Origin of the sequence: Aeromonas sp. S11(2024) (genome assembly GCF_041402345.1) — a bacterium.
Classification (GTDB): Bacteria; Pseudomonadota; Gammaproteobacteria; order Enterobacterales; family Aeromonadaceae; genus Aeromonas; species Aeromonas veronii.
In genome coordinates this window covers 1-14,284 of sequence record NZ_JBGLRC010000016.1, presented here as the reverse complement: position 1 = coordinate 14,284, position 14,284 = coordinate 1, and the positions used below count along the sequence as shown (strand labels likewise).

The window sequence follows — 14,284 nt, the reverse complement described above, 5'->3', positions numbered from 1 at the left end:
GGTTGCGGCGTCGGTCATGAGAAACCCCTGCCCGCAGTATTGTCGGGGCCAGGCGGTTATAAAAATTTTGCTTTTCATCCCGTCGATTCGGGCAACGCTATCCATATTGGGACTAATCACTCAAATATCAAGCCCCACTCTCATTTCTTTTCTCAATTTGCACCTCTCTTATCAGCATCATCAGCTCTTGGGTTTCTTCGGAGCTTAGTCCTTCCTGAGCCACTTTGGCCTGCAATTCTTCGATCCGCTGTTTCAGAAACTGGTTGATGAAGCCGACGAAGGTGTCCTGCAATTCTCCCAGAATATCTGGATCCTGATCGAGTTTGATCTCCTCGAACAGGTCGTGCATGGCCAGCTGAGCAAGGATCTCTCCCTCCTTGGTTCCACGCCAGTGTTCCAGCAGGATACCGGTTGTGATACCGGGCTGTGCCAGGATTTGCTGGTGCAGTTGCAGCAGAAACTTGATGCCCTGTACGCGTAGTCCGGCCAATTCCGGCATGGGGGGGAGCTCAGCCGTTACTGCCGGATATTGCACCATCAGTGCCAGCGCACGCCGCAGTGGCGTCAGCTTGGCTGCCTTGGGTTTGTTGACCTCGGCCTTGGGCTGACTGTTGCGAGCAAAGAGCTCGGCGATGCGCTGCTTGTTCTCGCCCCAACGCATCATGCTGGAGAGACGAGTGATCAGCCCTTCGCGGGTAAACCCTTCCGGAACGCGACGAATAAGCTCGGCGGCCTTGTTGGCCACTTCGAACTTGCCTGCCTCACCCGAAAGTGCGGCATCCCGGCCGAGACGCTCGAACATGAAGTCGGCGAACGGTTGGGCTTGATCGAGCAGGGCTTCAAAACCCTCCTTGCCGATCTGGCGTACCAGCGAGTCGGGATCCTCGCCATCGGGCAGGAACACGAACTTCAGCTCGCGGCCATCCTGCAGATGAGGGAGGGCATTATCCAGCGCGCGCCAGGCGGCTTCACGACCGGCGTTGTCACCATCGTAGCAGCAGACTACCTCGGCGGTGGTGCGAAACAGGGTGTGGATATGGTCGCTGGTCGTTGCAGTACCCAGCGCCGCCACCGCATAGTCGATGTCGTACTGACCGAGTGCCACCACATCCATGTAGCCTTCCACCACCAAGATCCGGCGTGGATCCTTGTGTGCCTGCTTCACCTCGTAGAGACCGAACAGCTCCCGCCCTTTATGGAAGATGGGGGTCTCCGGCGAGTTCAGGTATTTGGGGGTGCCATCACCCAGCACCCGGCCACCGAAACCGATGACCCGGCCACGCTTGTCACGGATCGGGAACATGATGCGATCGCGGAAACGATCATAACTCCCCGGGCCATTGTCACGGGTGATCAGCATGCCGCCCGAGATAAGCAGCTGTTCGTGATCCCGGCTGGCGCCGAAGCGACGGCGCACCTGATCCCAATCGCTGGGGGCGTAGCCAATATTGAAGCGTTTGACCACTTCGCCGGTCAGACCGCGGCCTTTGAGATACTCCACCGCATGGGGAGCGCTCTTGAGGTTGCTCTCGTAGAAGCGGGCGATCTGGTTCATCAGCTCGAACAGATCCTTGCTGACGGCGGGCTGGCTATTGGCCGAGCCGCCGATGCTCTGCTCGCGAGGTACCTGCATGCCTTGCATGCTGGCGAGCTCTTCGATGGCATCGGGAAATTCGAGACCGTCGTACTCCATGACAAAGCCGATGGCGTTGCCGTGGGCGCCACAACCGAAACAGTGGTAGAACTGCTTCTCCTGGCTGACGGTAAAAGAGGGGCTTTTTTCGTTATGAAAAGGGCAGCAAGCCTGGTAGTTCTTACCGGCTTTTTTCAGCCGCACTCGCGAGTCGATCAGCTCGACTATGTCTGTGCGTACGAGCAGATCGTCGATAAAGGATTGGGGGATCCTGCCTGCCATAACCGTCCTGTTTCATTGCGGAGAAAATAAAAAAGCCGCGCATTCCAAGGGAAGCACGGCTTCTTCGACCAAACAAGAGAGTTGCCTGTTACGCCAAGCGGGTTTTCACCTGAGCACTGACGGCGCCGACATCGGCACGCCCCTGAATTTTCGGCTTCAAGACAGCCATGACCTTGCCCATATCAGCCATGACGGCAGCACCACTTTCAGTGATGGCTTGCTCGATCAGGGCAGCAATTTCATCTGCGGTCAGCTGTTGTGGCAGGAATTCCTGCAACACAACGATCTCGGCGGACTCTTTGTCGGCGAGATCCTGGCGACCGGCAGCTTCAAATTGGCTGATGGAATCGCGGCGCTGTTTGACCATTTTGGTCACGACAGCGAGGATATCCTCATCATTCAGCTCGATACGGGTATCGACTTCACGTTGCTTGATTTCTGCCATCAACAAGCGGATCGCTCCCAGACGTGCCTTATCTTTGGCAAGCATGGCGAGTTTTTGCTGATCCTTGAGTTGATCCTTCAGAGACACGGCAATATCTCCCGATTAGTACAGGCGGATACGACGTGCGTTTTCGCGAGACAGCTTCTTGGCGTGACGCTTGACAGCAGACGCTTTGGCGCGCTTACGAATGGTAGTCGGCTTCTCGTAGAACTCACGGCTACGAACTTCGGACAGGATACCGGCTTTTTCGCAAGAACGCTTGAAACGACGCAGAGCAACGTCAAACGGCTCATTTTCACGGACTTTGATTACTGGCATGTGCCTTTCACCTCAGTGATAAATTGTTAGCTGACCTTCAATCGATCAGCATGTCTTAAAATGGTGCGAAATTATACTCTGGACAGGGAATGAAAGTAAACCCGCAGAGATCGCTCTGGTTTAAAAAACCCGCGAAGGTTACCATAGCCGTCTCATTTTAGCAGTGAAATTTTTTAGCAATGCGTGTATTGGGCATAGAGACATCCTGTGACGAAACCGGGATCGCGATCTTCGACGATCAAAAAGGGATCCTTTCCCATCAGTTATACAGCCAGGTCAAGCTGCATGCGGACTACGGTGGCGTCGTCCCCGAACTCGCCAGCCGGGATCATGTTCGCAAGACGATCCCGTTGATCCAGGCCGCATTGCAAGAGGCGGGACTGGGCAAAGATGACATCGACGGCATCGCGTATACCGCGGGGCCAGGTCTGGTTGGCGCCATTCTGGTGGGGGCGACCATTGGCCGCTCGCTGGCGATGGCGTGGAACAAGCCTGCTATCGCCGTCCACCATATGGAAGGGCACCTGCTGGCCCCCATGCTGGAAGAGAAAGCTCCCGAGTTTCCTTTCGTGGCGCTGCTGGTCTCCGGTGGTCACTCCATGCTGGTGCGGGTCGACGGTATCGGCAGCTATCAGCTGCTGGGGGAATCCATCGATGATGCCGCTGGCGAAGCGTTCGACAAGACCGCCAAGCTGATGGGGCTGGACTATCCGGGTGGTCCGCTGCTCTCCCGTCTGGCCGAGAAGGGCACTACCGGGCGCTTCCACTTCCCTCGTCCCATGACTGACCGTCCTGGGCTCGACATGAGCTTCTCCGGCCTCAAGACCTTCACCGCCAACACCATCGCCGCCAATGGTGATGATGAGCAGACCCGTGCCGATATCGCTCGGGCGTTTGAAGATGCGGTGGTCGATACCCTGGCCATCAAGTGCCGTCGTGCTTTGAAAGAGACCGGTCTTAAGCGTCTGGTGGTTGCTGGCGGCGTCAGTGCCAACCGTCATCTGCGAGCCCAGCTGGCCGAGCTGATGGAGAGCCTCAAGGGTGAGGTGTTCTATCCGCGCACTGAATATTGCACTGATAACGGCGCCATGATCGCTTACGCCGGTATGCAGCGCCTGAAAGCGGGCGTGTTTGAGCCGCTGGTGGTCAAAGCCGTGCCGCGCTGGCCGCTGGATACCCTGGATCCGGTCTGATCCGACGGATCCCGCCTTCTGGCGTGGTGGTGAGTACCATGGTGGCCTACTACTCCGGCAATCCGGCAGCGGTGGTCATAGCGCCGCTGGTACGCTGTTGTGGTGTCTGTTGTCGCCGTGGTTGAGCCATCCGGATAAGAGGTCAGGTCTTTTGCTGGCAGACAGCCAAGCACAGAGTAAAGAGATAAAAAAATCCCCGCCAACTGGCGGGGATTTTTGTTTGGCGATCGGCAGGCGATGAATTACAGCAGGATGCCGCCGAAGAAGAAGCCCAGTGCCACGGCGATGGCGATGGTGGCGGTGCCCGGTACGAAGAAGGGGTGGTTGAAGACCGCCTTACCGATACGGGTGGAGCCGGTGTCGTCCATCTCTACCGCGGCCAGCAGGGTCGGGTAGGTCGGCAGTACGAACAGGGCGCTCACGGCTGCGAAGGAGGCAATCGCAGTCAGCGGGCTGACACCCAGTGCCAGTGCGGCAGGCATCAACGCTTTGGTGGTGGCGCCTTGTGAATAGAGCAGCATGGCAGCGAAGAACAGCACCACGGCCAGCAGCCAGGAGTACTGGTTCAGCAGGTCGCCAGCGATCAGCTGGATGGTGTCCATGTTGCCTTTCACGAAGACGTTACCCAGCCAAGCCACACCCAGTACGCAGATACAGGCGGACATACCGGACTTGAAGGTCGGCATGTTGGTGACCTGGGTGGCGTCCAGTTTGCACACCAGGGTCATGATGGTGGCCGCGGCCAGCATGATGCCCATGATGGCACCGTCACGGGGGATCGGCGGGTTGGTGATCAGACCCACTTTACCGGAGATGGCAGTGGCATAAGCCATGACAGCAACGATGGCGGCGATGAAGATCCAGACAGACAGTTTGGCGTACGGTTTGATCTCGAGCTTGGTAGTACCACGCAATTTGATCAGGCCCTTGGCTTTGCGCTCCAGATAGACTTCGTCCTGCTCCAGCGGCTTGCCCATCATGTTGGCAATGAAGGCGCCCAGGATACAGGCCAGGAAGGTCGAGGGGATGCAGATGGCCAGCAGGGTCAGGTAGTCAACACCAAACGGCTCGAGCATACCGGAGAAGGCAACCACAGCGGCAGAGATCGGGGAGGCTGTGATGGCGATCTGGGAGGCGACAACCGCGATGGAGAGCGGACGGGATGGGCGGATCCCTTGCTCTTTGGCCACTTCAGCGATCACCGGCAGGGTGGAGAAGGCGGTATGACCGGTACCGGCCAGCATGGTCATCAGGTAGGTGACCACCGGGGCGGCGAAGGTGATGTATTTGGGGTTCTTGCGCAGCGCTTTTTCTGCCAGGAAGACCAGGTAGTCCATCCCGCCAGCCAGTTGCATACAGGCGATGGCGCAGATGACGGACGCGATGATCATGATCACATCCCAAGGGATGTAGCTGACCAGTTGATCGCTCGGGATGGGCATGCCCAGACCCCACGTCAATACCAGTACCCCCAGACCACCGGCAAAGCCGATGCCGATGCTGCCTATCCGGGCCCCCAGATAGATAGCGGCGAGCACGACAAGTAACTCGATTCCAATCATAGCGATAACTCCATTTTTTAGTTTTTGGTTTTTATTTGGCAAAAAGCCAATTCCCGATCGGGCTGGGGATAAAGACCAATCGGGAACTGACTTTATGGGCCGGGAAGATCCCGGCCCACACTCGCTTATACGGCAGCTTCGCGGGTGAAACGCTTGGCTTTGTATTGCGGGTTCATCAGGTTCTCGATGGAGAGAATTTCGTCCAGCTGCTCGGCGCTCAGCAGGCCACGCTCAAGAACGACTTCGCGGACGTTCTTGCCGGTCTGGGCACAGATCTTGCCGACGATATCCCCTTCGTGGTGGCCGATGAAGGGGTTCAGGTAGGTCACGATACCGATGGAGTTCAGCACGTGATTCATGCAGATTTCCGGGTTGGCGGTGATACCTTCCACGCACTTCTCGCGCAGGGAAATACAGGCTTTTTCCATCAGGCTCAGGGATTCGAACATCGCCTGACCAATCACCGGCTCCATGACGTTCAGCTGCAGCTGACCGGCTTCGGCGGCGAAGGTGATGGTGATGTCGTTACCGAATACCTTGAAGCAGGATTGGTTGACCACTTCCGGGATAACCGGGTTGACCTTGGCCGGCATGATGGAGGAACCCGCCTGCATTTCCGGCAGGTTGATCTCTTTCAGTGCAGTGCGCGGGCCGGAGGAGAGCAGACGCAGGTCGTTACAGATCTTGGACAGCTTCATGGCCAGACGCTTGATGGCGCCGTGCAGCATGACGTAGGCGCCACAGTCGGAGGTCGCTTCGATCAGGTCTTCTGCCGGCACATAGGCACGACCGGTGATCTCGGCCAGACGCTTGATAGCCAGTGCAGAGTACTCGGGCGGAGTGTTCAGACCGGTACCGATGGCGGTCGCGCCCAGGTTCACTTCCAGCAGCAGCTCCTGGCAACGCTTGATGGATTTGATCTCTTCACGCAGGGTCACGGCGAATGCGTGGAACTCCTGACCCAGGGTCATCGGAACCGCATCTTGCAGCTGGGTACGGCCCATCTTCAGGATGTTTTTAAACTCTTTCGCTTTGGCATCGAATGCCGCGATCAGGTGCTCCAGCGCGTGCAGAGTCACGTCAGTGCTGTTGACCACAGCAACGCGGAAACCGGTGGGGTAGGCATCGTTGGTGGACTGGCACTTGTTGACGTGGTCGTTCGGGTTGATGACGTCGTAGCGGCCTTTCTCCAGACCCATGATTTCCAGGGCGATGTTGGCCAGTACTTCGTTGGTGTTCATGTTGACGGAGGTGCCGGCACCACCTTGGTAAACGTCGACCGGGAACTGGTCGAAGCATTTGCCGGTGTTCAGCATCAGGTCGCAGGCTTCTACGATCTTGTCAGCAATTTCAGGACGGATGGTACCCAGTTCACCGTTTGCCAGCGCAGCGGCCTTCTTGGTCAGCACCATACCGCGGACGAATTCCGGAACGTCAGAAATCTTCTGAGAGCTGATCTTGAAGTTCTCGACAGCGCGCAGGGTATGCACACCGTAGTAGAGATCATTGGAAACTTCTTTGGTGCCCAGCAGGTCTTCTTCAATGCGGACGTTCTTGATGTCGCTCATTGTAATGCCTCAGAAATCAGATAAATGGAAAAATCCTCACCGAGTGGTCGCGAGTTCCTTGCGCACAGCTCATCCTGAAGCACCACACATCGAGTGGGGCAGTTGGGAGAATGACCTCCCGAAAAACTAATCAATATACTACTCCAATTGAGGTATCGGTTATTAGAGGTGGATCACTAAATTTGCGACATTTTCAAATTACTTTGAGGAAAGTACACATATGTTATGAAGTTTTTATCATGATGATTTTTATAAGTTTTTGTGACTTTTTGCTGGTTTTTTAGATTGCTGATGATGTAGGAGTCAGTTGACCAACTTGAAAAGAGGGGGGCAGCCCCCATTTATTCAGGGCAGAAAGTGGTGATGACGGGGCGGTAAAATCGCCTCTGACCATCGTTGGATGGGCGCCACTTTTTCTCAATTTACCGGTGCTGGAGTGGATATGGGCAAGTTGTTTTTGTTGTTGGTGGGTCTGGTTGTGCTGGAGCTCACCGTGATGATCGAGGTCGGCTCGGTAATCGGGGCGCTGCCGACTGTCGGCTTGCTCATCCTGACTGCGGTACTGGGCTCCTCGCTGGTGCGCAGTGAAGGGATCAAGACCCTGTTCAGCGCCCAGCAAAAGATGCAGATGGGCGAGATGCCGGGTCGCGAGGTGATGGGGGGGATGATGCTGGCGTTGGCTGGTTTGCTGCTGATCATTCCGGGTTTCGTGACCGACATTTTCGGTGTGCTGTTGCTGCAACCCTGGCTGCGCAACAAACTGGCTGACAAGCTGATCGGCAGCAGCCAGTTCCGGATGCAGACGGGCGGTTTCCAGCGTACTCAATCCCCGTTTGGCAACGCACCGTCCGATGATCATCTGGGGAACGCCAAGCAGGGCGGCACCACCATCGAAGGCGAATTTGAGCGTAAAGAGTAATCGACGAGACGAAAACCCGAGGCGAGTGACTGAATCAGGGTTTGCCCTGATGGCACAAGGCCTCGAAGCGGTGTCGGGCATACCACCATGCGAGGGTGCCCGCCGCCAGATTGGCCAGCAGTATCCCCAGATATATCCCCTGTTCTCCCCCCAGCTTTGCCCCCAGCCAGGCTCCTGGCAACAGAAAACCAAACAGCCGCAGTCCGTTGAACAAGAACGAAATACTGGATGCTCGCACGCCATTTAGCGCCGAGGCCAGCAGCATCACCATGCCCTGAAAGCCATAACCGATCGGCACCAGATGCAGATAGAGAATGATGAGGCGAATGACCTGCGGATGATCGCTGAACAGGTTGGCGATGAGTGGCGCCAGTAGCCAGGTCAGGCCATAGATGGCGAGTTGGAACAGCAACGCAAACCTCATGCAGCTCTGCAGTGCGGCCTTGGCGCGGGCCGGATTGCCAGCGCCGCAGTTTTGCGAGATGAAAGGGGCCAGTACGGAGGCGAGGGCCATCATCACAATCAGCAACAACGCCTCGACCCGCGACGCGGCGCCGTAAGCGGCCACCACCTCGGTACCCAGACCCGCAAAGATCGTCATCAGCACCGCATTGGCCAGGGGATTGAGCATATTGGTAAAAGAGGCGGGGACGGCGACATGGAGCAAGGCCCGCCAGTGATATAGCAACCGCGCCCGCGGCGAGAGGCGCCACAACAGCAAGCCCTCCCGATGACGCAGGATATAGAGGCTGACCAGCATCGCCATCAACCAGGAGATAGAGGTCGCGATGGCGGCCCCACGGATCCCCCATTCGGGAAAGGGGCCGATACCGAAGATCAACAGAGGATCCAGTACCCCGTTGACCAGCCCGGCTACTGCCATTACCAGACTGGGGGTTTTGGTATCGCCGGTCGCCCGGATGGCGGCATTGCCCACCATGGGCAGCACCAGCATGGGGACGGTGAGATACCAGATCAGCATGTAGTCATGGATGAGGGAGATAAGCTCGGCACTGGCGCCCAACAGGGTAAACAGAGGCTTGATGGTGAGAGCCCCCCCCGCGGAGAGCAGGGCCACCATGATCACCGCCAGAAACAGGCTGTCGGTGGCGAGATGGGCTGCCTCATCGTGTTTGCCCTGCCCCAGGGTATGACCGATCACCGCTGACAATCCGGCGCCCAATCCCATCGCCAGCGAGGTAACCACAAAAGTGACGGGAAAGGTAAAACTGATGGCGGCCAGAGCTTCGGTTCCCAGCATACCGATAAAAAAGGTATCGACCAGATTGAAGGCCAGAATGGCGATGATGCCGAAGATCATGGGGCCCGTCATCTGGCGCAGTACGACCGGAATAGGGGCTGTCAGCATGGGGTTGGTGCGGGTCAAAGGCTCGTCTCTACAGCTGGCTTTGAAGGTTCTAGCATGGAAAACTGGCGGCTTGAACCGACCTTGCACCAGAGTGCGGACATGGCTGAACCATCGAAGATGTTTATAGTACGTGAAAAATTTTTTTTTGTATTTGCCCTTGAAGGGTTAGCAACTCTGCCCCACATCAGCGACATATCTAATTTGGCCTGGAACGGCCATTCCTCAAAGCAACAATGAGACTCATTTTGGGAGAGTTATCGATGAAAATTCGTCCACTGCACGACCGCGTCATCATCAAGCGCATCGAAGCTGAAGCCAAATCTGCCGGCGGTATCGTCTTGACTGGTACTGCGGCCCAGAAGTCCACCCGTGGTGAAGTGCTTGCCGTGGGGACTGGTCGCATCCTGGATAATGGCGAAGTCAAAGCGCTGGCCGTGAAGGTTGGTGACAAGGTGATCTTCAACGAAGGCTACGGTGTGAAGACCGAGAAGCTGGATGGTCAGGACGTCCTGATCCTCTCCGAAACCGACATCCTGGCGATTGTCGAAGAGTAATCCATCCTCCTTTTCCCCGAATTGATTTAAGGATTGAAGAAAAATGGCAGCTAAAGACGTTAAGTTTGGTAACGAAGCCCGCATCAAGATGCTGGAAGGCGTAAACATCCTGGCTGATGCCGTCAAGGTGACTCTGGGCCCGAAAGGCCGCAACGTGGTGCTGGACAAGTCCTTCGGCGCCCCGACCATCACTAAAGATGGTGTTTCTGTTGCGCGCGAAATCGAGCTGGAAGACAAGTTCCAGAACATGGGCGCCCAGATGGTCAAGGAAGTGGCTTCCAAGGCGAACGATGCCGCCGGTGACGGTACCACTACTGCAACCGTTCTGGCTCAGGCTATCGTCAACGAAGGTCTGAAAGCCGTTGCCGCCGGTATGAACCCGATGGATCTGAAGCGCGGTATCGACAAGGCCGTTGTGGCTGCTGTTGCCGAGCTGCAAGCGCTGTCCCAGCCGTGTGCCGACAGCAATGCCATCGCTCAGGTGGGCACCATCTCCGCCAACTCCGACGAGAAAGTAGGCAAGCTGATTGCCGAAGCCATGGACAAAGTGGGTCGCGATGGCGTCATCACCGTTGAAGATGGTCAGGGTCTGGAAGATGAGCTGGCAGTTGTTGAAGGTATGCAGTTCGACCGCGGCTACCTGTCCCCCTACTTCATCAACAAGCAAGAGACCGGTTCCGTTGAACTGGACGACCCGTTCATCCTGCTGGTTGACAAGAAAGTCTCCAACATCCGCGAAATGCTGCCGGTGCTGGAAGGCGTTGCCAAAGCTGGCAAGCCGCTGCTGATTGTTGCTGAAGACGTGGAAGGCGAAGCCTTGGCGACTCTGGTGGTCAACACCATGCGCGGTATCGTGAAAGTGGCTGCCGTCAAGGCGCCTGGCTTCGGTGACCGTCGCAAGGCCATGCTGCAGGATATCGCCGTACTGACTGGCGGTACTGTCATCTCCGAAGAAGTGGGCATGGAGCTGGAAAAAGCGACTCTGGAAGATCTGGGTCGTGCCAAGCGTATCGTCATCACCAAAGAGAACACCACCATCATCGATGGCGTGGGTGATGCCGGTGTGATCGAAGGCCGTGTTGCCCAGATCCGTCAGCAGATCGAAGAGACCTCTTCCGACTACGATCGTGAGAAGCTGCAAGAGCGCGTAGCCAAGCTGGCTGGCGGTGTTGCCGTGATCAAGGTTGGCGCAGCCACCGAAGTCGAGATGAAAGAGAAGAAAGCCCGCGTTGAAGATGCCCTGCACGCTACCCGCGCCGCGGTTGAAGAAGGTGTGGTTGCCGGTGGTGGTGTTGCGTTGGTTCGCGTTGCTGCCAAACTGGCTGGTCTGCGTGGTGACAACGAAGACCAGAACGTCGGTATCAAGGTTGCCCTGCGCGCCATGGAAGCCCCGCTGCGTCAAATCGTCATCAACGCCGGTGAGGAAGCCTCCGTCATTGCCAACGCAGTGAAGAACGGCGAAGGCAACTTTGGTTACAACGCTTACAGCGAACAGTATGGCGACATGCTGGCCATGGGCATCCTGGATCCGACCAAGGTAACCCGTTCCGCCCTGCAGTTTGCCTCTTCCATCGCCGGTCTGATGATCACCACCGAGTGCATGGTCACCGAACTGCCGAAGAAAGATACCCCTGCAATGCCTGACATGGGCGGCATGGGTGGCATGGGCATGATGTAATCATCCCCCTTGCTCTGTTTGACAAACGGCTCGCTCAAGGCGAGCCGTTTTTTTATATCTGGCTAAACTGAGTCTGTTGAGACAGCAAATCTGGGGGAGATATGAAAATGTTTGGTTGGCTGACACTACTGTGTTCATTGGTCATCATGCCGGTGATGGCTGCTGAGGCGCTGACTGGGCCGGTGATCCTGAAAGTCGGTGGTAACATCAGGTCGGCAGACGAAGTTGATGGCAAGGTGTTGTTTGATCTGGCCAAACTGCAGGCTCTGCCGCAACATGAGATAGTGACCGGCAACCCGTGGGTGGATAAGCCACACACCTACAGAGGCCCAAAACTGGCAGATGTGTTGGCTGCAGTCGGTGCGGATGGCAAGACCATTACGTTGACGGCACTGAACAGTTTCCAGATCCGCATTGAATGGGACAAGGTTGCCAAATACGAGCCCATCCTCGCATGGGAAGACAATGGTGCTGTCATGCGGGTGCGTGACAAGGGGCCGGTCTGGTTTATGCTGCCTCTTGATCAATATCCGGAATTGAAGCGATCCGAATATACCGACATGATGATCTGGCAGCTGGATTTTATAGACATTCAGCACTGATAAAAACAGCACGGGAGCATGGGGTGAAAGGAAAGACCAGGGCGTGGCCACTGCTCGTCATTCTGTATGTATCCATCCTGTTGTTTACCGGGAGCACCCTCTATTGTCTGATGCAAATCCAGAATGCGACCAGAGCGATGGAGAAATACACCTATGATGTCTCCTGGGCGCTGATGCAGTTGCAGCTGGAGCTCGGTCGTTTCCTCAATGCGGTAGAGGTCTATCACTATGGCGGGATTGATCATGACGCCTTGATGTTGCGTTATGACATTCTTTGGAGCAGAACGCCCATCCTGTTGAGCGGCCAGCTGCGCAAGAGCATGCAGGACAAGCAGAAAACCTTGCGTCTGGTGCAGCTGATTGAAACCAATATTCGCCAAATAGAGCCCGACATCATCAAGTTGCAAAGCGGGGCATCTGACTATCAGCAGATCATGATGCGCCTTGCCCCGCTGCAAGAGCCGCTCTCCTACTCCCTCGCTTCTGTGATGCAGAAGAACATCAACGTCTATTCCGAGAACGATCGTCATTTTGGGCAGTTGCGCAATGCCTTGTTGCTGATGGTCTCCGGTCTGGTCATGTCAGTGCTGCTGCTCAGCATGCTGCTTATATATGAAGGGCGTCGCCATTTCAGAGCGGCCAGACGGGATCCGCTGACCGGGTTGTCCAATCGGGTTGCCCTACTGGAGCGGATGGAGCTGTACGCCACACAGGAAGTGCCGTTTGGGCTGGTGCTGGTCGACATCAACGACTTCAGAGATATCAACAGTAAGTTTGGCTATGACACCGGTGATTATCTGCTTTGTGAGTTTGCCACCCGCATCAGAGTGCTCTGTGAAGAGGGCGAGTGGAGCGGACGTCTGGGGGGGGATCAATTTGCCATTATTCAGCGTGGCAGCAGCGATCTGCGTCAGGTCAGGGAGCTGGTAGCGCGATTGCTGCATGCTCTGAAGCAAGATATCGTCTATGACAACTATCCCTTCCGGCTCGAAGTCGGGATCGGCATTGCCTTCTATCCGATGGACAGCGACAAGACTCAGGAGTTGTTGAGTCGTGCGGAACAGGCCCTGTTCCATAGTCGCAAGACCCATGTCCCCTATGTGATTTACGATAACTCCCTGCTCAACGAGACGGCGCGGCGCAAACATCTGGCGTCGGACATGATCATGGCGCTGGAACACAATGCGCTGGAACTTTATTACCAACCCATCGTCAATCTCGAGAGTGGCCGCTGCGAAGCTGTCGAGGCTCTGCTGCGCTGGCGGCATCCTGAGCTCGGTTTCATTCCGCCAAACGAAGTGATTATGGTGGCTGAGGAGTTCCAGCTTGCCGAACGGGTTGGCAGCTGGGTGCTGAACACCGCTTGTGAGCAGCTCTATCAGTGGCACCAGCTTGGTATGGTTGATCTGCAAATGTGTGTGAATATCTCGCCAGGCATGTACCAGCGTAATTTGCTCAAACTGGTGGCCAAGGCATTGATGGAGCACCACCTGCCTGCCCGTAGCCTGGTCTTGGAGGTCACGGAAGATACTACCATGCGCGAAGTGAAGAACTCGCTGCAACTGATGCAGGATCTCAATCAGCAGGGGGTACTGCTGGCATTAGACGATTTTGGGACTGGTTATTCCTCTTTGAGTTATCTGCAAAAGTTACCGGTCAGCAAGGTGAAGATCGACCGCTCCTTTATACAGGGCATTGACACTTCACTGGAGGCATCCGAACTGGTCGCCAATATTTGCCGGATGGGGTCGATGTTGGGCAAGAGTCTGGTGTGTGAAGGGATTGAGACACAGGCCCAGTTGGATGTGCTGCGATCCCTGACCGATATCCACTTGTATGGACAGGGCTATCTGTTCAGCCGACCGGAGCAGGCGGAGCAAATCTATCAGACCTTGTTGGAGATGGAGGAGCTTTGGCTGGCGCGTCAACAATCCGAAATGGCTTATACGAGTTGAGAGGGGGAAAATGTGTGATTTAGCTCAAACTTTCCTCTTTTTGTTTATTGTTTGAACAGTTGTGCGGTTTTGTCAAAAAAACATGCAATTTAGCCTTGCCAGAAAGAATCTGTTCCCTATAATGCGCCTCCATCGACAGGGCAAGCGGCAACGCAGAAAGCCAAGTCGATAACCTCGAAAAGCCTTTGAAAATAAGGCTTGACTCG

Annotated in this window: 14 protein-coding genes; 7 read left to right on the top strand and 7 right to left on the bottom strand. The window is 56.0% G+C overall.

Translation table 11 applies throughout. The features are described 5' to 3' along the window. Positions 1–127: 127 nt before the first annotated feature. The 3 genes from dnaG to rpsU all read right to left on the bottom strand — a co-directional run bounded on the left by dnaG (position 128) and on the right by rpsU (position 2,678). On the bottom strand, positions 128–1,915 hold the full coding sequence (dnaG, locus tag ACB040_RS13695; RefSeq protein ID WP_338773757.1) for a DNA primase: 1,788 nt from the start codon (positions 1,913–1,915) through the stop codon (positions 128–130). 88 nt (positions 1,916–2,003) lie between these two features. Further along, the gene (locus ACB040_RS13690) at positions 2,004–2,447 is read right to left on the bottom strand and encodes a GatB/YqeY domain-containing protein (protein ID WP_005349081.1); all 444 of its coding nucleotides are present in this window, start codon (positions 2,445–2,447) and stop codon (positions 2,004–2,006) included. 15 nt (positions 2,448–2,462) lie between these two features. Beyond that, positions 2,463–2,678, bottom strand: coding sequence for a 30S ribosomal protein S21 (rpsU, locus tag ACB040_RS13685; RefSeq protein WP_005309452.1), 216 nt, complete (start codon positions 2,676–2,678; stop codon positions 2,463–2,465). A gap of 179 nt (positions 2,679–2,857) precedes the next feature. On the opposite strand from rpsU, the gene tsaD reads away from it, so the two are divergent. Further along, positions 2,858–3,871: a tRNA (adenosine(37)-N6)-threonylcarbamoyltransferase complex transferase subunit TsaD gene (gene tsaD / locus ACB040_RS13680; RefSeq protein ID WP_019444959.1), complete on the top strand. Its 1,014-nt coding sequence runs from the start codon at positions 2,858–2,860 to the stop codon at positions 3,869–3,871. A 242-nt stretch (positions 3,872–4,113) separates the two neighbouring features. Here tsaD and ACB040_RS13675 read toward each other — a convergent pair whose 3' ends face one another. Together ACB040_RS13675 and aspA are read right to left on the bottom strand one after the other, a co-directional pair. Next, on the bottom strand, positions 4,114–5,433 hold the full coding sequence (locus tag ACB040_RS13675; protein WP_021229055.1) for an anaerobic C4-dicarboxylate transporter: 1,320 nt from the start codon (positions 5,431–5,433) through the stop codon (positions 4,114–4,116). 125 nt (positions 5,434–5,558) lie between these two features. Next, a complete protein-coding gene (aspA, locus tag ACB040_RS13670) occupies positions 5,559–7,001 on the bottom strand; it encodes an aspartate ammonia-lyase (RefSeq protein WP_005340569.1) in 1,443 nt (480 codons plus the stop codon). A 442-nt stretch (positions 7,002–7,443) separates the two neighbouring features. Between aspA and ACB040_RS13665 the strand changes: the two genes are divergently transcribed. Then, entirely contained in the window at positions 7,444–7,920 is a 477-nt protein-coding gene (locus tag ACB040_RS13665) for an FxsA family protein (RefSeq protein ID WP_338773760.1), read from the top strand. Between the two features lie 34 nt (positions 7,921–7,954). On the opposite strand, the gene ACB040_RS13660 is transcribed toward ACB040_RS13665, so the two are convergent. Next, the gene (locus tag ACB040_RS13660; protein WP_240337311.1) at positions 7,955–9,289 is read right to left on the bottom strand and encodes an MATE family efflux transporter; all 1,335 of its coding nucleotides are present in this window, start codon (positions 9,287–9,289) and stop codon (positions 7,955–7,957) included. Between the two features lie 54 nt (positions 9,290–9,343). Between ACB040_RS13660 and ACB040_RS13655 the strand changes: the two genes are divergently transcribed. The 5 genes from ACB040_RS13655 (at position 9,344) to ACB040_RS13635 (ending at position 14,078) form a co-directional block, all read left to right on the top strand. Then, positions 9,344–9,526 carry a hypothetical protein gene (locus ACB040_RS13655; protein WP_371155255.1) on the top strand — a complete coding sequence of 61 codons (183 nt, stop codon included), beginning with the start codon at positions 9,344–9,346 and terminating at the stop codon, positions 9,524–9,526. 23 nt (positions 9,527–9,549) lie between these two features. Then, on the top strand, positions 9,550–9,843 hold the full coding sequence (locus ACB040_RS13650) for a co-chaperone GroES (RefSeq protein WP_005340573.1): 294 nt from the start codon (positions 9,550–9,552) through the stop codon (positions 9,841–9,843). Between the two features lie 43 nt (positions 9,844–9,886). After that, positions 9,887–11,521: a chaperonin GroEL gene (gene groL, locus ACB040_RS13645; protein WP_005340575.1), complete on the top strand. Its 1,635-nt coding sequence runs from the start codon at positions 9,887–9,889 to the stop codon at positions 11,519–11,521. 101 nt (positions 11,522–11,622) lie between these two features. Next, entirely contained in the window at positions 11,623–12,123 is a 501-nt protein-coding gene (locus ACB040_RS13640; RefSeq protein WP_201944309.1) for a molybdopterin-binding oxidoreductase, read from the top strand. 23 nt (positions 12,124–12,146) lie between these two features. Next, positions 12,147–14,078, top strand: a complete 1,932-nt coding sequence (locus ACB040_RS13635) for a putative bifunctional diguanylate cyclase/phosphodiesterase (protein ID WP_371155258.1) — start codon at positions 12,147–12,149, stop codon at positions 14,076–14,078. Between the two features lie 19 nt (positions 14,079–14,097). Here the strand turns inward: ACB040_RS13635 and ACB040_RS13630 are convergent. After that, positions 14,098–14,284 (bottom strand): hypothetical protein (locus ACB040_RS13630; RefSeq protein WP_371155260.1); only part of this gene is annotated, 187 nt, incomplete at its 5' end.